Genomic DNA, 23666 nt, shown 5'->3' on the forward strand with positions numbered 1-23666 from the left:
CACTCTAAAAACCGTACAGGAGATCGAACCTTAAGTCACATTTCGGTAACGAGGATCACGATGACGGCGCGTTGACTTGCGCCCGCCCCGCCCCGCATTCGCTCCCTCACGAAAAAGGCCCGGCCGGCCAGAACGGGCCACGACCGGCCGTGATTCCGGGGTCCGGAATAGTGCGTTGCGAGCTAGGCTGCCGGCGGTTCGCAGGGGAGGCGCAGCGCGAACTCGGTGCGTCCCGGACGGGAGGTGACCTCGACCGTTCCGCCGTGCGCTTCAACGATCGAGTGCACGATCGAGAGGCCTAGCCCGCTGGTGCCCTCGGCGGCCGCCGCGCCCGCGGCCCCTAAACCGGATGCGGAACCTGCCCTGCTGGTCCGGGCGGCGTCTGCCCGGGCAAAGCGGGCGAAGACCCGTTCCACAAATTCCGGCGGGATCCCGGCACCGTTGTCCGTCACGGTTACCACGGCACTGCCGTCAGCGGAACGCATCACACCGGTAACAACTGTGGTTCCGGGGTCCGTGTGCTTGCGGGCATTGGAGAGCAGGTTGGCCAGCACCTGGTGCAGCTGTTCCGCGTCCCCGCGGACCACTACCGGTTCGTCGGGCAATTCGAGCTGCCAGATGCGGTCCGGTGCCATCACCTTCTCGTCGCTGACGGTCTCCACCACCAGCTGCGTCAGGTCCACGTCGCTGATTTTGAGCGGCTGTCCTTCATCCAGCCGGGCCAGCAGCAGGAGATCCTCCACCAGGGTGGTCATCCGTTCGGACTGGCTTTGCACCCTGGCCAGGGACTTCTTGCCGTCCGGCGTGAAGTCCTCGGTCATCCGCATGAGTTCTGTGTAGCCGCGGATGGCCGTGAGCGGCGTGCGCAGCTCGTGCGAGGCATCGGCCACGAACTGGCGCACCTTGGTCTCGCTCTGCTGCCTGGCTTCAAGCGCCCGGGAGACGTTGTCCAGCATGAGGTTGAGGGCGTGGCCCACGCTACCCACTTCAGTTCCAGGGTGCGCGTTCGACGGCGGCACGCGCACCGCGAGGGCAACCTCGCCGGCGTCGAGTGGGAGCTGCGAAACCTGCGTTGCCACTTCGGACAGCTGCTCGAGCGGCTTCATGGTCCGGCGGATCAGGACCGTTCCGGCAAGGCCGATCAGTACCAGGCCTCCCATCGAGACGATCCCCATTGTCCACACTAAAGAGCTGAGCGTGTTCTGCTTTGGGCCGAGGGGAAGTCCGGTAACGATTACGTCTCCGTACGGCGCCTCCACGGCCACCAGCCGGAAGGTGCCGGCGGAGAGGGTCCGGTCAACCGGCGTTCCGTCGTGTCGGAGGGCCAACAGGACCTGGTCATCCTCGGGGGACAGCGAAGCCCTGGTGGCATCACTTGCGAGGAAACCGGCGCTGCTGACATCTCCGTTGTCGATGCGCGCGATGAGCGTCCCGACGCCTTGGCCCGGGCCGTCCAGAGGGTCGGGCCTGCCGGCCGGGTTGCCGAGCCGTGGCCGGCCCGCCTCATTCGACAGCCTCGATGCCTGGCCAAGGCGATCGTCGAGCTGCCTGGTCAGGAATGAATCCATGGAGACGTAACTGAACAGGCCGATCGCCCCGCAGATGGCCACCAGCAACGCCATGGCCACGAGCACCAGTCGGGTGCGCAGGTGCCAGGTTGAGGGATCGAGCCAGCGGCGGCCTTCCTGGCCTACGACCCCGGAAAGTGTGGGCACCGCTTAATCCGCCGGTTTGATGACGTAGCCTGCGCCGCGGACCGTGTGGATCATGGGCGGGTGCGTTGCATCCACCTTTTTGCGCAGGTACGAAATGTAGAGTTCCACGATGTTGGCCTGGCCGCCGAAGTCGTAGTCCCACACACGGTCCAGGATCTGGGCCTTGCTGCCTTGCTGACCACCCGCTTGGGTTCTCCATGAGGTAGCGGAGGAGTTCGAACTGGGTGGCCGTCAGCTGCAGTTCCCCGCCGGCCCGGGTCACCTCGCGTGTATCGATGTTGAGGACGAGGTCGCCCACCACCAGTTCCGCCGTGTCCATGGCGGCAACACCGGAGCGCTGGACCAGCCGGTGCAGGCGGAGGAGCACTTCTTCCATGCTGAAGGGCTTGGTGACGTAATCGTCGCCGCCGGCAGCCAGGCCGAGGATGCGGTCCTGGACGGCGTCTTTCGCCGTCAGGAACAGCGCGGGTACCTCCGGCGCGAAGGCGCGGATCCTCGTGAGCAGCTCAACGCCGTCGAACCCGGGGAGCATTACGTCCAGCACCAGGACATCCGGGCGGAACTCCTTGGCGAGCTTCACGGCCTCGGGGCCGTCGCCTGCGACGGCAACGGACCACCCTGCCATCCGCAGGCCCATGCTCATGAGCTCGGAGAGGCTGGGTTCGTCGTCAACCACCAGGGCGCGGATGGGGGAGCCGTCGGAATGGGTGAGCTGGGGAAGGTTGTTGGTCATGGAGTGCGAAGTGGCCATGGGGCAACTCTCCGATCTCCGGGTTAGCCGGCGCTATGGGGATCCTGTGGGCCAGCTGTGAATCCCAGCGTAGCGAGCTGAATGCACCGGGGGATGGGGCGTCGCGGCAGCACGTGGCCACTACGCTCACAGGGCAGTCAAACTGATCTGGAGGGGCTATGCGGGGTTCCTTGGGCAAGTTTTTTCCGTGAAGCCAGGGCGGGGGCTGGACATCCGTACTCAGCGGACCTCGTATTTCAGCAATTCAAGGCTGGCTGAATTTTTGGCCTCCCTGGGCCCCTTCTAGCAAATAAAATTCGGCAATCCGCAAAATCCGATCGATCGTTCTGTAAAACACCTGTTATTTTATTGGCATTCCAGAATCGTGATTTGGGCCACAATGCCGAATTCTGTCTCACGATGCGGACGATCTGGTCCATTGTTACTTGCAAGTTTTCATTGTTACGTTGCACACTTCAATTGTGAACAAGAACTCAACAGCACCTGCAGCCGCAGAATCCTGGACCAGCCCACCTGCTGGCGAAGACATGCGCTGTTGTCGAATGCACGCCTAACTTTCCCACCCAAGAAGTTTTTAGGCATTCGCCCAAGCCCAGCGTAGGGCGCCACTCCCCAGATCTCATTGCGGGGAAAGCCAGCATTCGAGCCGCGATGACGGCCATTCACATTGAGGTAAGCATTCCATGTCAGTTGCATCTGGTTACGTCCACATCTCCGTCCGAAACGCCAACAAGGGTGGCCAGCCATCCGGCCTCCGCCAGGGTTTCGGTGCCCGCCCGGCGTTCGCCCCGGCCGCCCCCGGCAACAGCTTCCCGGCCCCCGGCTATGCGCCGCAGGGCTACAACCCGAACTCGTACGGCCAGCTTCGAGCGGTTCCCGCCGCCGAGTCCGCCCCGCAGACGGCGCCCACCCCCGTGATCGCACCGGCCAACGGCAGCGCCGTCCGCCCCGTTGCCAACGAAAACGTTGCCCGTGGGTTTGTCCTTTACATGGGCATTGATGAGGAAACCGCGGCAGCAGCCGGCACTTCCATTGCAAAGCTTGCCCAGGAAATCCGGGCCTACGCACAGTCCCTCGTCTCCGGTGCGGAAAGCTACGCCGCGGTGGCGGTTGCCCCCGCCAGCGCCCCCGGTTCCGCGCTCGACGTCGTACGGTCCACCTTCGGTGACCCCACCGTCAACTCCCGCCAGCGGACGGAAGCCGCCCGGCTGCCCCAGCCGCAGGATCCCCGGCCTTCCGGCGTCCTCATCGACCTGGCCCGCCGCGAGGTCCACCTCGACGGCGAATCCCTGAACCTGACCTTCAAGGAGTTCGAGCTCCTCAACTACCTCGTCGAGAACGGTACCCGCACCGTGGGTCGCGACGAGCTGCTCGAGGGCCTGTGGCGCAACGCCGAAGAGGTCCCCAACGAGCGCACCATCGACGTCCACATCCGCCGCCTCCGCTCCAAGCTGGGCCGCCTCGCCAACACCGTGCGCACGGTCCGTGGCCAGGGCTACCGGTTCTACGAGCACCCGGAGGTCGTTGTCTGGGCCGCTCCGGAATACTCCATCTAGCCTTAAACAACGCGCAAAAGCGTCCGTTCCTTCTGGGAGCGGGCGCTTTCGCTTTCGCGGCACGATCCCTCGGCGCCTGCGCTCTTGCCTCCCACCGTCTCCCTAGCCTCGCAAGCTCGGCCAGGGAACCCTGACGGCGGGGGCCCGCGCAACAACGGCGCTTTCGGGATGCGCCGCTGCGCTACAGCGCCCTCACCTGACCGCAATTCCGTTTTCGCGCGGGGTGGGCTCTTGAAGTATGTGCCTCCGCGGCTGTTTGGGGGGGCGTTGGCGGGGTTGGGGTGTGGCCTTTTGACCCTGTTGGGCTTGGGTGGGGCGGCGTAGGCTCTGATCGTCCATCCGACCATCAGGAGGAGCCATGTCAGTTGCACGCATTACAACCCTGAGCGCGAACTCGAAAACCTCGTTTGATGATGCCATCAAGGAAGGCATCGACCGGGCCAACAAGACGCTGCGGGGTGTCAGCGGCGCGTGGGTGAAGGAACAGAAAGTGGAGATCGCCAACGGCGCCGTCGTCGCCTGGCACGTCGTGCTCGAAGTGACCTTCGTTCTGGAGGACTAAACCTTCGCGGGGCGGCCGTGACCTGAGGGGCAAGGCCGCCGCACTAGGATTGGTGCATGAGCGAGCATCACATCAGGCGGCTGGTCCTCATGCGGCACTCCAAGGCCGACTGGCCCGGAGGCGTGCCGGACCATGAGCGGCCGCTGGAAGAGCGCGGACACCGCGAGGCCCCGCTGGCCGGCAAGTGGCTGCGCAAGCACGGAGTCGTTCCCGATTTCATCCTGTGCTCCAGTGCGCTTCGGACCCGGCAGACGTGCACGTGGGTGTGCGCGGAACTGGGGGACAAGGCCCCAACCCCGAAACTCGAAGACGGCCTCTACGGCGCTTCGGCGCTGCGGATGCTTACGGTCATCAACCATGTGCCGGATACCGTGACCACACTGATGGTGATCTCCCATATGCCCGGCGTGCAGGACCTGGCTATGCACCTGGCTTCGCGCGACTCCAACCACGATGCGTACATGGACGCTGCCACCCGGTTTCCCACCAGCGGGCTGACCGTGCTGGAAACTGAAAAGACCTGGGCTGAGCTGGATGGCCAGGACGCCAGGCTCACACACTTCAAGGTGCCCCGGGCTCACAAGTAGGCCTCTGCAATTAGCCGCCGCGGTTCATGGTCAGCAGTGGGTTTGTGATGTTTACTGGAGATATTCATCGGCGGCCCAGGTTAGAGGAGATCATCATGGACTCAGGACAGCTAGTGGGCATCATCATCGGCGTTGTGGTGGTGGTGGCGATTATTGCGGCGCTGCTGTTCTTCAACCGCAAGCGCAAGGTGGAGGCGGACCGGAACCGGGCCGCCGAGATGCGCGAAAAAGCCAAGGCCGATGAGCTCGGAGCGCGGGACCGTGAAGCCAAGGCCGCGCGTGCCGAAGCCGATGCCAAACAGGCCGAGGTGGAGGCCGAACGGCTGCGCCGGGATGCCCGCGAAAAGCAGCAGGAAGCCGAACGCGTGCGCGTCGCTTCGCAGGAGCAGCTCCGCAAAGCCGATGAGGTCGATCCGGACGTCGTGACCGCCGACCGGCGCGACACCGACAAACACGACGTTGACCGGCGCGACACTGACCGGCATGACGACACCCTTGGCCAGCCTCAGACACGGGCAGAAGCGGGAACCCGCGGGAGCGGGGACAACCTTCCGGCGGGTGCAGGACCAGCCGCTGCCGAACCCCGCACGACAGAACCCCGCACCGCGGTGCCCGCAACCGAACGCCCTGCAACCGAAGGCACCACCACTGAACGGGATGCCACAGGCCCCGCTGCACCGCGGCGGACCGGCGCCGTCCCCGGCGCCGACCGGCGCGACGGCGAAGCCGACGGTACTCCCGGAGAACGCCCGCGAAACCTGTGACTCTGCAACCTGTGACTCCGCGTGCTGTCACCCTGAGTGCTGTGACCCCGCGTGCTGTGACGCGGAAGCACTGAACCCGGCAGCCCGGTGACCTTCCGCCATTCCGCCCTTGCAGTCCTCGTGGCCGTCCTGTGGGGCGCGAACTTCGTCGCGATCGACCTTGGCCTGCACGCCAACGGCACGGAAGTGCCGCCGCTGCTTTTTGTGGCCATGCGCTTCGTGCTGGTCGTCTTTCCGTGGATTTTCTTCATCCGTAAGCCGGACGTCAGCTGGCGGGCCATCCTTGGCGTCGGCCTGTTCATGAGTGCCGGACAGTTCGGCCTTCTCTACCTGGCCATGGCCCTGGGCATGCCTGCCGGGCTGGCCTCCCTGGTCCTGCAGGCCCAAGTGCTGCTCACGGTGCTGCTGGCTGCCGGGATCCTGGGTGAACACCCCAGCGCCAGGCAGTTCACCGGCGTCGTCCTCGGCGTGGCGGGACTTGCTGTAGTGGCAGTCGGCCGCAGCATGGTGGCCCCCGTCCTTCCACTCATCATCGTCCTGGCGGCCGCATTGTCCTGGGCAGCCGGCAACATCATCGCCCGCCGTGCCAAGGCCTCCTCCGGTCTTGGCCTCGTGGTGTGGTCGGGCGCTGTGGTTCCGCTGCCGCTGATCGGGTTGTCCTTGTGGATCGATGGGCCGGCCGCCGTGGGAGGCACCCTCGCCGGCATGCAGCTGGTTACCATCCTGAGCGCCATTTACACGGCCGTCTTCGGGTCCCTGGTGGGCTACGGCATCTGGAACTGGCTCCTGGGCCTTTATCCGTCATCAGCAGTCGTCCCCTTTACGCTGCTGGTCCCGGTGGTAGGAATGACGACGGCGTGGCTGGTCCTGGGCGAGGTTCCCTCACTTGCGGAGGTGGCCGGCGGGCTCCTGCTGCTGGGTGGGGTGGCCATCGCCGTGCTCCGGCCGGACCGGCTGGGAGCCACGCCGGGCCAGCGCCGGTGGCATGCTCAACGCCGTGACGTGGCCTTCGCCGGTGACTTGGGCGATGGCTTGGGTGCCGGTTTAGGCACGGATTTGGGCACGGCGGACTTGGGCGCCGGGCCGGGCACGCGCGTCACAGGAGCCTTGGCGGATGACGACGCAGGCCGCTTCGCCGCCGGCGCGCGGGTGGCGCCCGACCTCGATGCCGGAACACGTCCGTAGCCCGTGCCTGCAGCCGCGCGTGCGGCAGGCTTGACCACCGGTCGCCTGGCATTCACCGCAGGTCCGCGCCGTCCGGTCTGACGCTGTCCGGTCTGACGACGGTCGGACTGATTTCGGCCGGACGGAAGCCGCTTGCCGGCGGGCCACACCGCGCCGGCGAACAGAACCAGCAGTGTTCCGGCGCCGGAAACCGCGGCGAGGTAGAAGTAGATGTCCGAGTCCTGGGTGGTCACAGCCGCGCCCAGCGGATCCGGCTCCGCGGTGAAGGCCAGCCCCCACATGCGCAGGAACGCGATGGCGAAACCGATGAACAGGCTCGTACCCACGCCTCCCGCCAGCAGTGCCACATTGCGTCTCCGTGCCACCACCTGGATGACACAGGCAAGGTAACCAACGCCCACGGCTCCGAGGAATCCGTACAGCGCCGCCTCTTCGAGAGTGACCGCAGTGAGCACTAGAAGGCCCGAGGCGGCGATGGCCGCACTGACCGCTAGTTTTCCGCTGTAACCCATGTGGCGCATGTGACTAATCTTCCCCGATGGGTGCTACTTCCTGACGTAGCCACGCATGATTGCCATGATGGCTGCGACGCTCTGTTCGCGGGTGCGCTCGGGATTGTAGGTCTGGCGGTCCAGGCCCACCACGAAGCATGCTCCGAAGATGGCGGTTTCCAGGCTCCCCCGGGAGATGGATTCATCCACGTCGTACTGTTCGGCCACGCCTCCTATCGCCGCGCCGATCACTTCCAGCAGGTGGCCGCGGAGCTCGGCGAAGGTGTCCTGCCATTCGCTGGGTGTCCGCCAGTTTTCGCTGACCCATAGCCTGGCGAAGGACGGGTACTCGGCCATGAAGTCCATCGCCTGGCCGATCATCTCGTCCATGGCCGTCAGCGGGTCAGCGGAGGAGTCCTTTACGCTCAGCAGCCTGGCCAGCAGGATGTCCACACCGTGGCGCAGCAGTTGGGCGATCAGGACGGACTTGCTGCCGAAGTTGTAGTAGACGGTTCCCTTGGAAACGCCTGCCGCCGCAGCGATCTCGTCCACGGTGACGCCGGCCGCACCGCGTTCGCCGATCAGTTCCATGGAGGCTTCGAACAGCTTCTGCTTCGTCGCGTTGGTGCGGGCGGGGCGGAGCTTCTTGTCGCCGGCTTCCTGCATGCTCATACGGCGATCTCCGGTTTCAGGGATTTCAGGGTCCAGAACTTGTGCTTGTGGACGGCCAGCGTTGACAGCGCGGCCCCCAGCACAGTGTAGCCAAGCAGGCCCGCCACGGTTGGCAGGATCATCGATAGGTCTGCGCCGTAGATCAGGTGCCGCATCCCGGTGACCACGTAGCCCATGGGCAGGATCTCATGCACTACGTGCAGCGGCTGCGGAGTGGTCTGCCACGGGAAGGTGCCTCCCGAGGACACCAACTGAAGCACCAGCAGGATCAGGACCACCAGCTTCCCGGGCGAACCAAGCAAGGCCACTATGCCCTGGATGAGGGCGCTGAACGCCATGGCGGCTGCAAGCATGAACAGCCACATCAGCACCGGGTGCGCAGGGTTGAGGCCCAGCGCCAGGTCCACCACCAGAGTGAGCAGGCTCGCCTGGACAACGGATACAGCCAGGAAGGGAAGCCAGCCGCCCAGTGCGATCTTCCATGACGCTGCGTTGGACGCCAGCGCGCGCTGCGTGACGGGGCGCATGGCCTGGATGAGCATGAAGATGCCGATCCACAGTGCCAAGGTAAGGAAGAACGGTGCCAGGCCGGCCCCATAGGACCCGGCCTTGGCCTGCGAGACGTTGCTGACAGCCACTGGATCGGCCATGACCTTGGCGAGGCTGTCCTTTTGGGCATCGTCGGGATTGGGAACCTGCCCGGCACCCTTGGCCAGCTCCGACGCCAGGGTGCCGGCTCCGCTGGCGGCCGTAGCGGCGCCGTCCTCAAGCTGCGCCGCGCCGGCGTCGAGCGTCCTGGCCCCCTCGGCGAGCTTCGCGGCGCCGTCAACCGCGCTCTGCTGTCCGGTTGCCAGGGCGGAGGACCCGGTGTGGAGCTGGTCGGCGCCCGCGGACGCCTGGGAGATGGCGCCCGTCAGGGTTGGCGTGGCTGCGGCCAGTTTGTCGGCGCCGGCGCTCACTGCGGCCGAACCGTCGGCGAGCTGTTGGATCTGCCCGGCATCGGCCTGGATCTTCGCCTTGGCATCGGCAACCGGGCCGGAGGCCGCCGCCTGATCAAAATCCGCCAGGATGCTGTCCGCCTGGGCCTGGGTGATGACCCCGGCGGCCATCAGCCTGCCGTTGGACTCCACTACCCGGCTCCGTAGACCTGCGTCCGCCGCGTTCAACTGCCCGACGACGTCCTGCACCTTCGTGTTCAGGGTGGCGTTCCCGGCCGCAACCTGCGCGGCGCCGTCAGCCAGCTTTTGCGAATCGGCCGGCAGGGAGGCCGTCTTGTCCTTGAGCTGGCCGAGTCCATCGCTGAGCTGTGCTGTGCCCTCGTTCAGCTGGTTGGCTCCGTCACGCAGTTTGAGCTGGCCGTTGTAGAGTTCGCCTGCGCCGCTGCTGAGCTGCCCTGTGCCGTCATGGAGGGTCACGGTGCCGTCGTGGAGCTTACCCACGCCGGCGGAAAGCTGGCCGGCACCGTCAGCTGCTTTGACCATCTGGGTGTGGATGGTGCCGAAGCCGGTGAGTAGCTGGTTGGCCGTTTCCTCGCCCACTTCCTTGGCCACGCTCGAGTGGACGGCCGTTGTCAGCTTGTCCACGATGGTGCTCAGGAGGTAGTTGTTGGCGTCATTCGTGGTCACGTTCAGCATGGCCTGGCTGGCGGCGTCGAAGCTGCCGGGAGAAGAGAGGTTGGCGGAGAAGTCCGCGGGAATCTTGAGCGCGAAGGCGTATCTGCCGCTGCTGACCCCCTGGTCGGCCTCTTCGGCGGAGCCCACGGACTGCCAGTTGAACACGTGCCCGTCGATGAGGTTTTCGGCCACCTCCTGGCCGGCGCGCAGCTGGGTTCCGTCGTCGGACGTGGCACCGGTGTCTTCCACCACCAGTGCGGCATCGATCTGGTCGAGGTTGCTGTAAGGATCCCAGTTGGCATACAGGTACACCGCCCCGTAAAGCAGCGGCACCATGGTCAGGGCAATGATCGTCAGCTTGGGCAGCAGCCCGCCGGTCATGCGCTTGAGTTCGGAGCGGGCCAGCCGCAGCACAGTCACTTTGCGTCCTCTGTTTCAGTTTCGGGCATGGAGGTTTTGTCCGGATCCGGGGACTTTGGGGTTGTTTGGCTCGCGTTATCTGGGCCAAAACTCTCGCTGGCCGGAGGGAGAGCCGCTGCATTTCCGATCACCGCGGCGGGGCCGGTCCAGTTGTCCGGGAGGGCAGCGACGGTGGCGACCACGGCGAGGGGACGGCCGCCGTCGTACGCCAGCTCCCGGAGCCGCGGCAGCCAGTCGGCCGGGTCGGCACTGTGGCGGTCGGGGGAGTCGACCACCAGAAGGTCGGTGTGCGGGTTCGCGAGTGCCAGGGCGGTCAGCAGCTCGATGCGCCTGGCCGGGGCCAGCTGCTCGGTCCACAGGCCGGCGATGTCCTCAAAGCGGTTGACTTTCAGCCACGGCTTGCTGAGCAGGGCGCCCCGGTAGCGCCGCGGGATCAGCGCGAGGTCCTCCGTGACCAGATCGCGCACGCTCAGGTGCTGCTCGGGTTCATTGACACCGGGAGCGTCCACCAAGGAACTGGCCAGCCGAAGGTGCTTGGTCTTCGCCGCGCCGTCCCAGAGGAGTTCCCCGGACGACGGTTTCATGCGTCCGCTCAGCGTGAGAGCCAGCGCGGTTCTCTGGTCCTGGCCGGCGCCGGCCACAAGAACCAGCTCGCCGCGCCGGGCCTGGAGTGAGGTCGGCGGGAGGAGGTCATCCCGCCGGCCTTTCACGTGAAGCTGTCGAACCGAGAGCATTGGAGCCTTTCGCAGAGGGGGTCTGCTTCAAGGCTAACTAAACTGACCAGTCAGTTCAAATAGAATGCCTGCGTTGTGACCAAGCAGTCAGCGCGAACGGACAGTTGGGGCCAAACCGAAGGGCCGCAACTGTCCGTTCGCGCGAGTCGAAGGGCCGTAACTGTCCGTTCGCGCGGTGCCGGAGTAGGGATGGGGCGGGCGTCAGAGGCCGTACTCCTCGAGCAGCCGCAGCCACACCTCGCTGATGGTGGGATACGACGGAACGGCATGCCACAGGCGGTCCAGGGGAACTTGGCCCACCACGGCGATGGTGGCTGCGTGCAGGAGCTCGGCCACATCCGGGCCCGCAAACGTGGCGCCGAGCAACACTTTCCTGTCCTCGTCCACCACCAGCTGCGCCCAGCCCTCGTAGTGCTCGGCATGCAGCGAGGAGCCGGCCACGCTGATGGGAAGTTCCACCGAGGAGACGTTGTAGCCGTCCTTCTCCGCCTGGTCGACGGACCTGCCCACACTGGCGAGCTCGGGATCCGTGAACACCACGTTGGGGACTGCGTGGTCATTGGCTGTCTGCGCGTAACGGCTCCACGGCGATGGCGTTCCCTCCAGCTCACCCTTGGCCCGCGCGGCGATGGCGTCGCCAGTAGCACGTGCCGAATACTTGCCCTGGTGCGTCAGCATGACCTTGCCGGCGGCGTCCCCCACCGCGTAGAGCCAGTGTTCGGTACTGTCGCCCGTACCGTTGCCGTTGCGGTCGCCCGCATCGGCGCCCTCCACCAGTCCCGTGGTATCCGTGCGAAGCGGCGGCACCTTGCCTCCGTCGGAACCAAGGCCCACGGCTTCCAGGCCCAACCCTTCCAGGGCGGCATGGCGGCCGGTGGCCACCAGCAGCTTCTCAGCGCTGACGGAGATGCCGTCCGCCAGATCCACGGTGACAGAGCCGTCGTCGTTCTTGCCGACCCGCTCGGTGGAGGTGTTGAGGCGTACGTCCACGCCATCCGCCCGAAGCCCGGCCAACACCAGTTTTGCGGCGTCCTGCGGGTACATGCTGAGCAGGTCGCCGCGCGCCACGAGAGTCACCGCGGAACCCAGCCGGGCGAATGCCTGTGCCAGCTCGGTGCCGGCCACCCCGCCGCCGAGGACTACCAGGCTGCCGGGAACGCTCGGTGCGGAGGTAGCCTCGCGGGTGGTCCAGTAGTCCACCTCCGCCAGGCCTGCTATCGGTGGGGCCGTTGGGGCGGACCCGGTGGACAGCACGACGGCGTGCCGCGCCGAGAGAAGGTAGCTCTTACCGTCCACTCCCGTCACTTCGACCGCACGGGGGCCGGTGATGCGGCCACGGCCGCGGATCAGCTCAATCCCGGTGTCCTCCACCCACTTGACCTGGCTGTCGTCCTGCCAGTTGGACGTGAAGTAATCCCGGCGCTTGAGGACGGCGGACGCGTCCAAGGTCCGGGTGACTGCTTCCCCTGCCCCGGGGACTGTTTGCGCGCCGTGGAGGGCGGTGCCCGGGCGCAGCAGTGCCTTGGAAGGCATGCAGGCCCAGTAGGAGCATTCGCCGCCCACCAGTGACGCTTCGACGAGGACCGCCGTCAGACCGCCCTGGACCACGCGGTCCGCGACGTTTTCTCCTACGGCGCCGGCGCCGATCACAATTACATCGAATTCGCGTTCAATTGTCGCCGTCATGGCAACAGACTACGCCCGGCATCCACCGCCTGCCGCGGGATGGAGGGCGTGGGATTGGCGCAGTGAAAGAGGCTCGGGGAGGGCGCGGGAGCTTAACAGTAGGTGGGACATCCAATATTGTTTGGTGTGACCCACTCTGTACGGCGGGTCAGGACTCTCGGTTAGGGGAACCCATGACTACATCAGGCGTCGCTTCACAGGCGCGGTTCAGCGCCCAGGCGCGGCTCCGCGCGCTTCAGGCGGACATCATGGACCTCATTCTGGAGCGCGAACTCGAAGCCGGTGATCCGCTCCCCACCGAAAACGAGCTCGCGCTGGCGCTGGGCGTCGGCCGGAATACGCTCCGGGAATCGCTCAAAGTCCTGCAGGCGCTGGGCGTGGTGGAAATCCGCCACGGGTTCGGCATGTTTGTGGCGCCCAGCAATTTTGATGCCTTGGCGGACGGGCTCACCTTCCGCGGGAGGCTGTCGCTGCGCCACAAGGGCGGCGAGGCACTGGAGCTGGTGGACGTCAGGCAGGCCCTTGAATCGGGTCTGATCGGCAGCGCCATGGATGCCATGACCGCCAGGCAGCTGGCAGCCGTTGAGGAGTCCGTGGTCCGGATGGAGGAGCTGGCCGCCGCAGGAGAGGCGTTTGTGGAGGTGGATGCGGAGTTCCACCGGCGGTTGTTTGAGCCGCTTAACAACGCACTGCTCATTAACCTGCTCGCCGTTTTCTGGAAGGTGTACCGCCAGATCCACCTCGAGGTCGGCCCCGGTGCCGAGGACCTGACGGAGACGGCAGCGATGCACCGTCGGATTTATGAGGCCGTGGCGGACGGGGACAAGGTATTGGCGGCAGAGCGGCTTAACCGTCACTTCGACGGCATCCGTCACCGTATTTCCGACGCAATAGGGAATCCGACTCAATAGGGAGGTGGGCCCGGAGGCTTCTGCCCCCCGGGCCCAAGTATTACTGAAGGCCAAGCCGCCGAAGGCCCGAAACATACCGAAACAAAAGATCCGCACCGGCGTACCGGTGCGGATCTTTTCTTATTGTGCGCCCAAAGGGATTCGAACCCCTGACCTTCTGTTCCGTAGACAGACGCTCTATCCAGCTGAGCTATGGGCGCATTCTCGGCTCCGGGAGTTTTTCGCTCACCCCCGAACCTCGAATTACTTTACGCGAGTTGCCCCGGAGTTCCAAATCGAAACATGTGTAATCTACGCGACTAGACCGGTCTATGTGACCTTACTCACAAAATGGTAGGAGTATTGGGGTCCTGTTCCTTGATTTTCCGCGGTTTTTGCTTTTTTGCCCTGCGGACATCCTATCTCCAGCTCAAAAATCCCGGTGGTCTAGAGCCCTAGCATTTAGGACACACCACTGAACCCGAGGAAGGGAACCGCAATGGGCGATCTCGCACGACTGCCGCTGCTTGAGAAAGCACCCACTACGCATGCTGGCCTGCTGGCATGGGTCGAAGAGGTTGCAGAACTTACTCAGCCGGACCGGATCCACTGGGTTGACGGTACGGAAGAGGAAAACACCAGGCTCACCGACGAACTCGTCGCAGCAGGAACGCTGACGCGCCTGAACCAGGAACTCTTCCCCAATTCTTTCGCTGCATTCTCTGATCCCGCGGACGTAGCCCGCGTGGAAGAGCAGACGTTCATCTGCTCCGAGAAGGAGCACGACGCCGGCTTCACGAACAACTGGATGGCTCCGGCCGAGATGAAGCAGAAGCTGCGCGGACTGTTCGCCGGCTCCATGCGAGGCCGCACCATGTACGTCATCCCGTTCGTTATGGGCCACCTCGATGCCGAAGATCCCAAGTTCGGCGTCGAAATCACCGACAGCGCCTACGTTGTTGCCTCGATGCGCATCATGGCCCGCATCGGCACCGACGTACTGAATCGCATCACCGAGACCAATGCGTTCTTCGTGCCGGCCCTGCACTCCCTGGGCGCGCCGCTCGAAGCCGGCCAGGCGGACGTGCCGTGGCCGTGCAACCCGGACAAGTGGATCGTGCACTTCCCCGAAGAGCGCTCCATCTGGTCCTTCGGCTCCGGCTACGGCGGAAACGCCCTGCTGGGCAAGAAGTGCTACGCCCTCCGCATCGCCTCCGTGATGGCCCGCGACGAAGGCTGGCTGGCTGAGCACATGCTCATCCTGAAGCTGACCTCCCCGGAGCAGAAGACGTACTACGTCTCGGCTGCCTTCCCGTCCGCCTGCGGCAAGACCAACCTTGCGCTGCTCGATCCCACCATCGAGGGCTGGAAGGTGGAGACGCTGGGTGATGACATCACCTGGATGCGCTTCGGCAAGGAGGGCGAGCTCCGCGCCGTCAACCCCGAGGCCGGCCTCTTCGGCGTGGCTCCGGGCACGGGCTGGGGCACCAACCCCAACGCGATGCGAGCCATCGCCAAGGGCAACAGCATCTTCACCAACGTCGCGCTGACCGACGACGGCGGCGTGTGGTGGGAGGGTATGACCGAGGAAGTTCCTGAGCACCTCACCGACTGGCAGGGCAACTCCTGGACCTCGGACTCGGACAAGCCCGCTGCCCACCCGAACTCCCGCTTCTGCACGCCGATCGACCAGATCGACATGCTGGCCGAGGAGTACAACAACCCGGACGGTGTCGAGCTGTCCGCGATCCTGTTCGGCGGCCGCCGCAAGACCACCATCCCCCTGGTGACTGAGGCGCGCAGCTGGTCCAACGGCATCTTCATGGGCTCCACGCTGTCTTCCGAGACAACTGCAGCTGCAGCCGGCGCCGTTGGCGTTGTCCGCCGCGATCCGATGGCTATGCTGCCCTTCATTGGCTACGACGCAGGCGACTACCTGAACCACTGGGTCAACCTGTCCGCCAAGGCCAACCCGGAGCGACTGCCCAAGATCTTCCTGGTCAACTGGTTCCGCCGCAACTCCGAGGGCGGCTTCGCCTGGCCCGGATTCGGCGACAACGCCCGTGTCCTGAAGTGGGCCATCGAGCGCCTCGAAGGCAAGGCTGACGCCGTGGAGACCCCCATCGGGTTCGTTCCCACCGGTGATGCGATCGACCTCAAGGGCCTGGACATGACCCCGGCCCAGGTTGAAGAGGCCGTCCGTGTCGACCCGGCTGAGTGGGCCACCGAGCTCGCTTCGATCGAGGAATGGTTCGCCAACTTCGGCGGTTCGCTGCCCGAGGCGCTGCAGTCCGAGCTGGCGGGCCTGAAGGCCCGCCTGGGCCAGGCCTCTTAGCAGTTGGCACCTTAGGACAATGGCGTCCTAGAACGACGGCGGCGCCGTACCTTTCCCCTGAAAGGTACGGCGCCGCCGTCGTTCCCCACCGGCCCCCTAGCCTCGCAAGCTCGGCCAGGGAACCCTGCCGGCGTGGGCCCACCCATGGATCAGTTGGCCAGCCAGATGTCCGGACCGAAGACTTCATAGTGGATCTTCGTTGCGGGGATGCCGGCGTTGATGGCTTCGTTGCGGATGTGCTTCATGAACGGCAGCGGGCCGCAGAGGTACAGTGACGCGTCGGCGGGCAGGTCCACTTCACGCAGCGACATGAAGCCGGCGTTGGAACCGCCCTGCGGTTCTTCCAGCCAGAGCTGGAGGTCGGCACCCTCGAGGCGTTCGACGTCGTCAGTCATCTGGCCGCGCAGGGCCCAGCTGTCCAGGGTGCTTTCCGCATGCAGCACCAGCACCCGGCGGCCGGATCCGGCCTCTGCCAGGGAGCGGAGGATGGAGGCCGTGGGGGTGCAGCCGATGCCGGCGGAGGCCAGGACCACCGGCCCGTTTCCCTCCTTCAGGGTGATCTCACCGTAGGGGTTGGAAATTTCCAGGATGTCGCCGACCTCGACGTCGTTGTGCAGCACCGGGGACACCTCGCCGCCGTCGTCCAGCTTGGTGGTGAAGGTGCGGCTGGTGCCGGCGTCGTCGGAGAGTGAGTATTGGCGGACCTGGCGCAGGTCGTCCGGGAGCTGGACCTTGACGCTGACGTACTGCCCGGGAAGGGCTGCCGTGACGGGAGTGTCGTCGGCCGGCTCCAGGACGAAGGTCATGGCGCCCGTGCCGGCCGGAGTCTTGGCGGCAACGCGCCAGGGGGTCCACATCCTGTCGTTGGCCTGGCTGGCGTAGAGGCCGTTTTCGATTTTGATCAAGGCATCGGCCATGAGCCAGTAAACCTCTGTCCATGCCTCCGCGATTTCGGGCGTGATGACCTCTGCGAGGTCGTCGGCTATGGCGGCAAAGAGGTGCTCGTAGACAACCTGGTACTGCGGCTCGGTGATGCCAAGGGAAGCGTGCTTGTGGGCGATCCGGGAAAGCACGGTTTCCGGAAGTGTCCCCGGGTTGTTCACGAGGTGCGTGGCGAAAGCCGCGATGCTTCCGGCCAGGGCCTGCTGCTGGTTGCCCGACCGCTGGTTGGAGCGGCTGAACAGGCCGTCCAGCAGTTCCGGGTGGGCGCCGAAGAGCCGGGCATAAAACTTGGGGGTGATGTCGCCGATCCGGGATCCGACCAGCGGCAGGGTGGCCTCGATGACAGGGCGGGATTTGTCCGAGAGCATGTGTACTCCTGAGGTAAGGGCCCGGGATCCGGACCGCGATCAATACACGTATTTGAAATACAAGTATTTACACCTAAGTTCTACACGGCGTAGAAGAGATATCCAAATCGGGAGGGAGGTCGCTCTGGTCGCTCTGGAATAGCTTGAAATCCGGGGAGGAGCCGGACGTCAGAGTCCGGGGCGGAGTCCGATGGCCTGGAAGACGGGTGCCATCTGCCGCGTTCCGGGAAGGGTGGATACGACGATGTCGTCGAGCTCCCGGTAGAAGGCCTCCCGTGCGCGGGAGAGGGCCCCGCGAAGCCGGCACTCGTTGATGAGCGGGCACTCGCCGTTCAGTGAATGGCAGTCGGCCGGATCCAGCCGGGTGTTCAGGAGCCGGAGCAGCTGGCCCACAGTGGCCTTGCGTCCGGCGTCGTTGAGCCGAGAGCCGCCATTCCGGCCCCGTTCGACGTCGATCACGCCAAGTTCACGGAGTTTGGCCATGGCCTTGCTGACGTGGTTGTAAGGGGTGCCCACGGCGTCAGCAATGCTCTGCGTGGTCAGCAGGTTGCCGTCCGGGGCAGCCGCCAGCACCATCATGGCCCGCAGGCTCACATCCGCGAAGGCATTGATCTTCATGTCATCAACCTAGTGGAGGTCTAGTCCACCCAGATGGCGGGCTCGTTGGAATCAGCGGAAAGCTGCCCGAACTCCCATTCGCGTGACTCGGTGTTGGGTTCGTAGGGCAGGACTGCGGCGAAAACGGAACCATCCCGGTGCTCGGCCGCGACGTGGATGGCGTCAGTGTCCTCTTCCAGTAAAGTGATGTCGCAGACCACGGCAGCGGCACGGAAGTCGTCCCGGTTCTGCCGGAGCAGTTCGGTGAGGTCGCTGATCATTGTATCTGCATCGAATTCACCCTCCGAGCCGTCCTCGGCGTCCGCGGGAGTGACGGCGACGAGGCGCACCTCGCCGTTGTTCTCCACCACCAGCGCGAAGGGCAGGAACCCGCCATTGCGCCCGAGCTGCTCCTGTGCCGCGCCGACGCCGGTGCCCAGCAGGTTTTCCAGGTCGGTGGCCGTCGCCTCGGGGACAGAATCCCGCCAGGGTGTTCCGGGAAGTTCGGTCATGCGGGCGGCCTAGCCGTTGACCAGGGCAAGCACGCGGTCGCGGATGCGTTCCATCGTGACCCTGTCCGTGGCCTCGGCGTTGAGGCGAAGGAACGGTTCGGTGTTGGACGGGCGCAGGTTGAACCACCAGCTGCCATCGCGTGCGGTGAACGTGCTGCCGTCCATCAGGTCGATCTCGACGTCCTCGCCGGCAAAGTCGGCACGGACGCGCTCTACGGCGCCGGCCTTGTCTTCAATTTCGGAGTTGATTTCCCCCGAGGACACATAGGGTTCGTACTCGTGGCCGAGTTCGGACAGCGGGCGGTCCTGCTCGCCGAGGGCGGCGAGGACGTGCATGGCGGCCAGCATGCCCGTGTCTGCGTTCCAGAAATCGCGGAAGTAGAAGTGGGCGGAGTGCTCCCCGCCGAAGACGGCGCCTTCCTCGGCCATGACGGCCTTAATGAAGGAATGTCCGACCCGTGTGCGGACCGCGCGGCCGCCGTCGTGGGCCACCAGTTCGGGGACGGCCTTGGAGGTCAGCAGGTTGTGGATGATGGTGGGGGTTTCCTCGCCCTGCGCCTTGGCGCGGGCAATCTCGCGGCGGGCCACCATTCCGGTAATGGCCGACGGCGAGACGGGGTTGCCCTTCTCGTCGATGACGAAGCAGCGGTCAGCGTCGCCGTCGAACGCCAGCCCGATGTCGGCACCGTGCTCGATGACGGCAGCCTGCAGGTCCAGCAGGTTCTCCGGCTCGAGCGGGTTGGCCGGGTGGTTCGGGAAGGAACCGTCCAGTTCGAAGTAGAGGGGAATGATGTCGAAAGGCAGCTTCGGCAGCAGGGCATCGCCGAGCACGGCCGGGGTGGTCAGGCCGGCCATGCCGTTGCCGGCGTCGACAACCACCTTCAGCGGGCGGGAACCCCTGAGGTCCACGAGTGTGCGCAGGTATTCGGAGTAGTCCTTCAGGACATCGTGGACTCCGATGAGGCCGCGCGTGCCGGCGGCCGGGATGGACCCGGCATGGAGGTACTCCTCCGCGCGGGCCTGGATTTCCTTCAGGCCGGACTCCGAGGAAATGGGCTGGGCTCCGGCCTTGGACATCTTGATGCCGTTGTATTCGGCGGGGTTGTGGCTGGCGGTGAACGTGGCGCCGGCCGCGTTCAGGGCACCGCAGGCGTAGTAGAGCTCATCGGTGGAGATCAGGTCCAGCAGCTGGACGTTCGCTCCGCGGGTGGCGGCGCCGTTGGCGAAGGCCTTGCTGAATTCGGGGGAGGAGGGGCGCATGTCGCCGCCCACCAGGACCGTCTGGCCCTCGAGCTTCAGGACATCCACAAACGCGGCGCCTACGGCTTCGACGATTTCGGCGGTGATGGATTCGCCCACAATGCCGCGGACATCGTAGGCCTTGAACGATGCCGAAAGGTCAAAAGTCTTTGTCTGGTCGCTAGTCACGCGTTCCATCTTACGTTGAACCGCTACAGGGCTGTGGAGGAGTAGTTGCGTTACGCAAACGCGCCGGGCAGCGTCCGGCATAACGTGCCGCTGTCCACATGGCCGGGGCTGAACTTTCCGCCTGTCAGAGGGGGCTGGGATACTGAACCAATGGCCAATAACCAGAATGCTGCTGTCCTTTCCGCTTCCGCCGATCTCGCTGCAGGTGAAACGGGGACCCGGGACCAGGCCCTGGAAGTCTTGCGGGGCCTGGTGGGGCATCCGGATGCCAGCTTCCATGACGGCCAGTTCGAGGCCATTGAGGCCCTGGTCGACGGCGGCCGCCGGGCACTGGTGGTCCAGCGCACCGGCTGGGGAAAGTCAGCCGTCTATTTCGTGGCCTCGCTGCTGCTCAGGCGCCGCGGCGCAGGCCCCACACTGATCGTCTCGCCACTGCTGGCACTGATGCGGGACCAGGTGGCGGCAGCTGCCCGGGCAGGCGTCCGCGCCGTAGCCATCAACTCCGCCAACCAGCTGGAGTGGGATGCTGTCCGCGGGCAGCTGGCCGCGGACGAGGTGGACGTGCTGCTGGTTTCGCCGGAGCGGCTCACCAATCCCTCCTTCCGCGAGAACCAGCTTCCGGAACTGATCCGCCGCACCGGGCTCCTGGTGATTGACGAGGCACACTGCATCTCGGACTGGGGCCATGACTTCCGCCCTGACTACCGGCGCATCGCCGACCTCATCACCCAGCTTCCGGCCACCGTGCCCGTCCTTGCCACCACCGCCACGGCCAACTCCCGCGTGGTCCATGACATCGAGGAACAGCTGGGCGACGGCGTGCTGACCATCCGCGGCGCCCTGGGCCGCGAATCGCTCCGCCTCGGCGTCCTGAACCTTCCGGACTCCCGCGACCGGCTGGGCTGGCTGCTGACCCACCTGGCAGACCTGCCGGGCAGCGGCATCATCTACACGCTCACCGTCTCCGCTGCCGAGGACACCGCGCGCCTGCTCGCCGAGGCCGGCCATGAAGTGCTCGCCTACACCGGGCGCACCGACCCCGCGGACCGTGAACGGGCCGAGCAGCTCCTCAAGGACAACGAGGTCAAGGCGCTGGTGGCCACCTCGGCCCTGGGCATGGGCTTCGACAAACCCGACCTGGGTTTTGTGGTGCACCTGGGCGCACCGTCCTCACCGGTCGCCTACTACCAGCAGGTGGGCCGTGCAGGGCGTGGCGCGGCGAACGCCGATGTCCTGTTGCTGCCCGGTTCGGAGGACCGCGACATCTGGCAGTACTTCGCCACTGCGTCCATGCCGTCGGAGGAGAAGGCGGCGGCCGTCCTTACCGCGCTGGCCGAGGCCGGCGCCGCTGTGTCCACCGTGGCCCTCGAAGCGCGCGTGGACCTGCGGCGTACGCCGTTGGAACTGCTGCTCAAGGTCCTGTCCGTGGACGGAGCGGTGGAGCGCGTGGGCGGCGGCTGGCGTTCCACCGGCCAGCCCTGGACCTATGATGCCGAACGGTACACCCGCATCGCCGAGGCCCGGGTGGATGAGCAGGACTCCATGGTGATCTACCAGGACACTGCCGGCTGCCGGATGGAGTACATCACCTCGGTCCTGGACGATGAAACTGCCCACGCCTGCGGCCGCTGCGACAACTGCGCCGGCCGCTGGTTCCCGGCGGACATTGCGTCAGCGGCGACGGAAGCGGCGGGACAGACGCTCAGCCGCGCCGGCGTGGCGCTGGAACCGCGCCTGCAGTGGCCCAGCGGTATGGACAGGCTCGGTGTGGCCGTCAAGGGCAAGATCAAGCCGGACGAGAACCTGGCCGAAGGGCGGGTGCTGGCCCGCCTGACGGACCTCGGCTGGGGCGGCGCGCTGCGGGAGATTTTCGCATCCGGAGCTGCCGACCGCGAGGTGGATCCCGCGATGCTTCAGGCCTGTGTGCAGGTCCTCCGCGAGTGGGGCGCCGGAAACGGACGCACCCCCGGCTGGAGCGGCGCCGGACGTCCCGCAGCCATTGTGAGCATCCCTTCGCGCAGCAAGCCGGCTCTGGTGGGCTCCCTGGCAAGGGGCATCTCGGAGATCGGCCGCATACCGTACCTGGGCGAGCTGCAGCTGGAGCACGGCGGACCCACCGGCGGTCGCGGGGGCAACAGCGCCTACCGGCTGGCAGGAGTCTGGGAACGGCTCACTGTGGGTCCGGAGCTGGAGACGGCCATGGCCGGCATCCAGGGGCAAAGCGTCATGCTGGTGGACGACCTCACGGACAGCCGCTGGACGGTCACCGTTGCCGGCCGCGCCTTGCGTCGGGCCGGGGCCGGGGCTGTGCTTCCCCTCGTGCTGGGACAGGCAGGCTAGGGAAGGACACATTCTGGCACCGTGCCAGGTACGCCTATAGGATCGGCGAATGAGTCCAGGCCAGGAGCCATGAGCGAACCACAGAGCCGCGCCGCCTCGGCTGGCCGGCAGGAGTGGCAGCCCCGGCTGGCCCTGCTGGTTGCTGCGACCTTCTTTATGGAGTTCCTGGACGGGACGGTGCTGACCACAGCCATCCCCAGCATCGCGGCGGACTTTGCCGTGGCGCCGGCGGACGTCAACATCACCATGACGGCCTACCTCATGACGGTGGCCATGGGCATTCCGGTCAGCGGATGGCTGGCCGAGCGCGTGGGCGCCCGTCGTGTTTTTTGCGCCGCCATCGCCGTGTTTACTATTGCCTCGCTGCTGTGCGCGCTGAGCCTGGACCTCACCGTGCTCACCCTCAGCCGCGTCCTGCAGGGCGCGGGCGGCGCCATGATGGTGCCGGTCGGGACGCTTGTGGTGCTGCGCCGGACACCCAAGGAAGACCTGCTCCGCGCCACGGCGTATCTGGTGTGGCCGGGGCTGCTGGCGCCGGTCTTGGCGCCGCTGGTGGGCGGGGCGCTGACCACGTTCCTGTCATGGCACTGGATCTTCCTGATCAACATTCCGTTGGGGCTGGCCGCGTTCATTGCGGCCCTACGCCTGGTTCCGCAGGGAGCGGGCGACCAGTCCCGGCGCCTGGACTGGGTGGGGCTGCTGCTGACAACGCTGGGCGTAGGCGCCCTGGTGGTGGGGCTCGAACTCGCCACCGCCCATCCTGCGGAGCCGTTCGGGGCGGTCTGCGTGGCCGCGGGCTTCATGGCGATCGCGGGGGCGGTGCTGTGGCTGCGGCGCACGAGCAATCCGCTGTTCCAGCTGGACGTGTTTGCCACCCGGACGTTCCGTGCAACGTCCACCGGCGGGTTCGTCTACCGCCTGACCATCAGTGCGGTCCCGTTCCTCCTGCCGCTCATGTTTCAGGACGGGTTCGGCTGGGACCCGCTGCACGCCGGCGTCATGGTCGCAGCGGTCTTCGTGGGCAATATCGGCATCAAACCGGCCACAACGCCGCTCATCCGCAGGTTCGGCTTCAAACCCGTCCTCGTTTTCGCATCGCTCGCCTCGGCCGCGACCTTCGCCCTGTGCGCCCTGCTGGACGCCGGAACGCCGGAACCACTCATCTTCGCCTTGCTGGTCTGCAGCGGCGCGTTCCGCTCCATCGGCTTCTCGGCATACGCCTCCATCCAGTACGCCGACATCGTCCCGGGGCAGCTGCCGTCCGCCAACGCAATTTCGGCCACCCTGGTCCAGCTGGCGGCCGGTGCGGGCATCGCCGTCGGCGCCCTGTTCCTCCGGCTCTTCGCCGCCCCCGGCGCCTTCGGGGCAGACCCCGTGGCGCCCTACCGGGGCGCGTTCCTGGCCATCGCGGTGCTGATGCTGCTCAGTACCGCAGACAGCCTGGCGCTGCACCGGCAGGCCGGAGCCGAGGTCAGCCGGGGCCGGTCCGCTGCACCGAAGGCCACGAACCCCTAAACG

At 66.0% G+C, this 23666-nt stretch carries 18 protein-coding genes, 1 tRNA gene and 1 pseudogene; 9 read left to right on the forward strand and 11 right to left on the reverse strand.

What is annotated here, in order from left to right; translation table 11 throughout:
- Nucleotides 1-182 precede the first annotated feature (182 nt).
- Both J2805_RS09725 and J2805_RS09730 read right to left on the reverse strand, forming a co-directional pair.
- Nucleotides 183-1715, reverse strand: a complete 1533-nt coding sequence (locus tag J2805_RS09725; RefSeq protein WP_309975573.1) for a HAMP domain-containing sensor histidine kinase — start codon at nucleotides 1713-1715, stop codon at nucleotides 183-185.
- A gap of 3 nt (nucleotides 1716-1718) precedes the next feature.
- Nucleotides 1719-2466 (reverse strand): annotated as a pseudogene (locus J2805_RS09730) (response regulator transcription factor).
- Between the two features lie 683 nt (nucleotides 2467-3149).
- On the opposite strand from J2805_RS09730, the gene J2805_RS09735 reads away from it, so the two are divergent.
- The 5 genes from J2805_RS09735 (at nucleotide 3150) to J2805_RS09755 (ending at nucleotide 7120) form a co-directional block, all read left to right on the forward strand.
- Entirely contained in the window at nucleotides 3150-4022 is an 873-nt protein-coding gene (locus J2805_RS09735) for a winged helix-turn-helix domain-containing protein (RefSeq protein WP_309975575.1), read from the forward strand.
- Between the two features lie 358 nt (nucleotides 4023-4380).
- The gene (locus J2805_RS09740) at nucleotides 4381-4584 is read left to right on the forward strand and encodes a dodecin family protein (protein ID WP_309975577.1); all 204 of its coding nucleotides are present in this window, start codon (nucleotides 4381-4383) and stop codon (nucleotides 4582-4584) included.
- A gap of 56 nt (nucleotides 4585-4640) precedes the next feature.
- Nucleotides 4641-5171 carry a SixA phosphatase family protein gene (locus J2805_RS09745; protein ID WP_307052370.1) on the forward strand — a complete coding sequence of 177 codons (531 nt, stop codon included), beginning with the start codon at nucleotides 4641-4643 and terminating at the stop codon, nucleotides 5169-5171.
- 95 nt (nucleotides 5172-5266) lie between these two features.
- A complete protein-coding gene (locus J2805_RS09750; RefSeq protein WP_309975581.1) occupies nucleotides 5267-5935 on the forward strand; it encodes a hypothetical protein in 669 nt (222 codons plus the stop codon).
- 87 nt (nucleotides 5936-6022) lie between these two features.
- Nucleotides 6023-7120: an EamA family transporter gene (locus tag J2805_RS09755; protein ID WP_309975583.1), complete on the forward strand. Its 1098-nt coding sequence runs from the start codon at nucleotides 6023-6025 to the stop codon at nucleotides 7118-7120.
- Between the two features lie 545 nt (nucleotides 7121-7665).
- Here J2805_RS09755 and J2805_RS09760 read toward each other — a convergent pair.
- The 4 genes from J2805_RS09760 to J2805_RS09775 form a co-directional block, all read right to left on the reverse strand.
- Nucleotides 7666-8283, reverse strand: coding sequence for a TetR/AcrR family transcriptional regulator (locus J2805_RS09760; protein WP_309975585.1), 618 nt, complete (start codon nucleotides 8281-8283; stop codon nucleotides 7666-7668).
- Nucleotides 8280-10316, reverse strand: a complete 2037-nt coding sequence (locus J2805_RS09765; protein ID WP_309975587.1) for a YhgE/Pip domain-containing protein — start codon at nucleotides 10314-10316, stop codon at nucleotides 8280-8282. Before J2805_RS09765 ends, J2805_RS09760 begins: the two co-directional genes overlap by 4 nt.
- Nucleotides 10313-11050 carry a P-loop NTPase family protein gene (locus J2805_RS09770; RefSeq protein WP_309975588.1) on the reverse strand — a complete coding sequence of 246 codons (738 nt, stop codon included), beginning with the start codon at nucleotides 11048-11050 and terminating at the stop codon, nucleotides 10313-10315. Before J2805_RS09770 ends, J2805_RS09765 begins: the two co-directional genes overlap by 4 nt.
- 201 nt (nucleotides 11051-11251) lie before the next feature.
- Entirely contained in the window at nucleotides 11252-12736 is a 1485-nt protein-coding gene (locus tag J2805_RS09775) for a dihydrolipoyl dehydrogenase family protein (RefSeq protein WP_309975590.1), read from the reverse strand.
- Between the two features lie 173 nt (nucleotides 12737-12909).
- Between J2805_RS09775 and J2805_RS09780 the strand changes: the two genes are divergently transcribed.
- A complete protein-coding gene (locus J2805_RS09780) occupies nucleotides 12910-13647 on the forward strand; it encodes a FadR/GntR family transcriptional regulator (RefSeq protein WP_309975592.1) in 738 nt (245 codons plus the stop codon).
- Between the two features lie 126 nt (nucleotides 13648-13773).
- On the opposite strand, the gene J2805_RS09785 is transcribed toward J2805_RS09780, so the two are convergent.
- Nucleotides 13774-13847, reverse strand: a tRNA-Arg gene (locus tag J2805_RS09785).
- Between the two features lie 278 nt (nucleotides 13848-14125).
- Here J2805_RS09785 and J2805_RS09790 point away from each other — a divergent pair.
- Nucleotides 14126-15961, forward strand: coding sequence for a phosphoenolpyruvate carboxykinase (GTP) (locus J2805_RS09790; RefSeq protein ID WP_309975594.1), 1836 nt, complete (start codon nucleotides 14126-14128; stop codon nucleotides 15959-15961).
- Between the two features lie 149 nt (nucleotides 15962-16110).
- Here the strand turns inward: J2805_RS09790 and J2805_RS09795 are convergent, their stop codons facing one another.
- The 4 genes from J2805_RS09795 to J2805_RS09810 all read right to left on the reverse strand — a co-directional run bounded on the left by J2805_RS09795 (nucleotide 16111) and on the right by J2805_RS09810 (nucleotide 19808).
- Nucleotides 16111-17271, reverse strand: a complete 1161-nt coding sequence (locus J2805_RS09795; RefSeq protein ID WP_309975596.1) for a globin domain-containing protein — start codon at nucleotides 17269-17271, stop codon at nucleotides 16111-16113.
- 168 nt (nucleotides 17272-17439) lie between these two features.
- Nucleotides 17440-17889: an RrF2 family transcriptional regulator gene (locus J2805_RS09800; protein ID WP_309975598.1), complete on the reverse strand. Its 450-nt coding sequence runs from the start codon at nucleotides 17887-17889 to the stop codon at nucleotides 17440-17442.
- A 20-nt stretch (nucleotides 17890-17909) separates the two neighbouring features.
- On the reverse strand, nucleotides 17910-18380 hold the full coding sequence (locus J2805_RS09805; RefSeq protein ID WP_309975601.1) for a hypothetical protein: 471 nt from the start codon (nucleotides 18378-18380) through the stop codon (nucleotides 17910-17912).
- Nucleotides 18381-18389: 9 nt separating this feature from the next.
- Nucleotides 18390-19808 carry a phosphomannomutase/phosphoglucomutase gene (locus J2805_RS09810; protein WP_309975603.1) on the reverse strand — a complete coding sequence of 473 codons (1419 nt, stop codon included), beginning with the start codon at nucleotides 19806-19808 and terminating at the stop codon, nucleotides 18390-18392.
- 150 nt (nucleotides 19809-19958) lie between these two features.
- Here J2805_RS09810 and J2805_RS09815 point away from each other — a divergent pair, with 150 nt between their 5' ends.
- Nucleotides 19959-22148 carry a RecQ family ATP-dependent DNA helicase gene (locus J2805_RS09815; protein WP_309975605.1) on the forward strand — a complete coding sequence of 730 codons (2190 nt, stop codon included), beginning with the start codon at nucleotides 19959-19961 and terminating at the stop codon, nucleotides 22146-22148.
- Nucleotides 22149-22217: 69 nt separating this feature from the next.
- A complete protein-coding gene (locus J2805_RS09820; RefSeq protein WP_309975607.1) occupies nucleotides 22218-23663 on the forward strand; it encodes an MFS transporter in 1446 nt (481 codons plus the stop codon).
- The last annotated feature ends 3 nt before the right edge of the window (nucleotides 23664-23666 follow it).

Origin of the sequence: Arthrobacter oryzae, assembly GCF_031454875.1 — a bacterium.
In the GTDB taxonomy this organism is placed as follows: domain Bacteria; phylum Actinomycetota; class Actinomycetes; order Actinomycetales; family Micrococcaceae; genus Arthrobacter; species Arthrobacter oryzae_D.

What these genes read in the sequence shown, in the direction of transcription:
- J2805_RS09735 (WP_309975575.1), top strand. Translation starts at nt 3,150, where the DNA reads ATGTCAGTTGCATCTGGTTACGTCCACATCTCCGTCCGAAACGCCAAC.
- J2805_RS09740 (WP_309975577.1), top strand. Translation starts at nt 4,381, where the DNA reads ATGTCAGTTGCACGCATTACAACCCTGAGCGCGAACTCGAAAACCTCG.
- J2805_RS09745 (WP_307052370.1), top strand. Translation starts at nt 4,641, where the DNA reads ATGAGCGAGCATCACATCAGGCGGCTGGTCCTCATGCGGCACTCCAAG.
- J2805_RS09750 (WP_309975581.1), top strand. Translation starts at nt 5,267, where the DNA reads ATGGACTCAGGACAGCTAGTGGGCATCATCATCGGCGTTGTGGTGGTG.
- J2805_RS09760 (WP_309975585.1), bottom strand. Translation starts at nt 8,283, where the DNA reads ATGAGCATGCAGGAAGCCGGCGACAAGAAGCTCCGCCCCGCCCGCACC.
- J2805_RS09770 (WP_309975588.1), bottom strand. Translation starts at nt 11,050, where the DNA reads ATGCTCTCGGTTCGACAGCTTCACGTGAAAGGCCGGCGGGATGACCTC.
- J2805_RS09775 (WP_309975590.1), bottom strand. Translation starts at nt 12,736, where the DNA reads ATGACGGCGACAATTGAACGCGAATTCGATGTAATTGTGATCGGCGCC.
- J2805_RS09780 (WP_309975592.1), top strand. Translation starts at nt 12,910, where the DNA reads ATGACTACATCAGGCGTCGCTTCACAGGCGCGGTTCAGCGCCCAGGCG.
- J2805_RS09790 (WP_309975594.1), top strand. Translation starts at nt 14,126, where the DNA reads ATGGGCGATCTCGCACGACTGCCGCTGCTTGAGAAAGCACCCACTACG.
- J2805_RS09795 (WP_309975596.1), bottom strand. Translation starts at nt 17,271, where the DNA reads ATGCTCTCGGACAAATCCCGCCCTGTCATCGAGGCCACCCTGCCGCTG.
- J2805_RS09800 (WP_309975598.1), bottom strand. Translation starts at nt 17,889, where the DNA reads ATGAAGATCAATGCCTTCGCGGATGTGAGCCTGCGGGCCATGATGGTG.
- J2805_RS09805 (WP_309975601.1), bottom strand. Translation starts at nt 18,380, where the DNA reads ATGACCGAACTTCCCGGAACACCCTGGCGGGATTCTGTCCCCGAGGCG.
- J2805_RS09815 (WP_309975605.1), top strand. Translation starts at nt 19,959, where the DNA reads ATGGCCAATAACCAGAATGCTGCTGTCCTTTCCGCTTCCGCCGATCTC.
- J2805_RS09820 (WP_309975607.1), top strand. Translation starts at nt 22,218, where the DNA reads ATGAGCGAACCACAGAGCCGCGCCGCCTCGGCTGGCCGGCAGGAGTGG.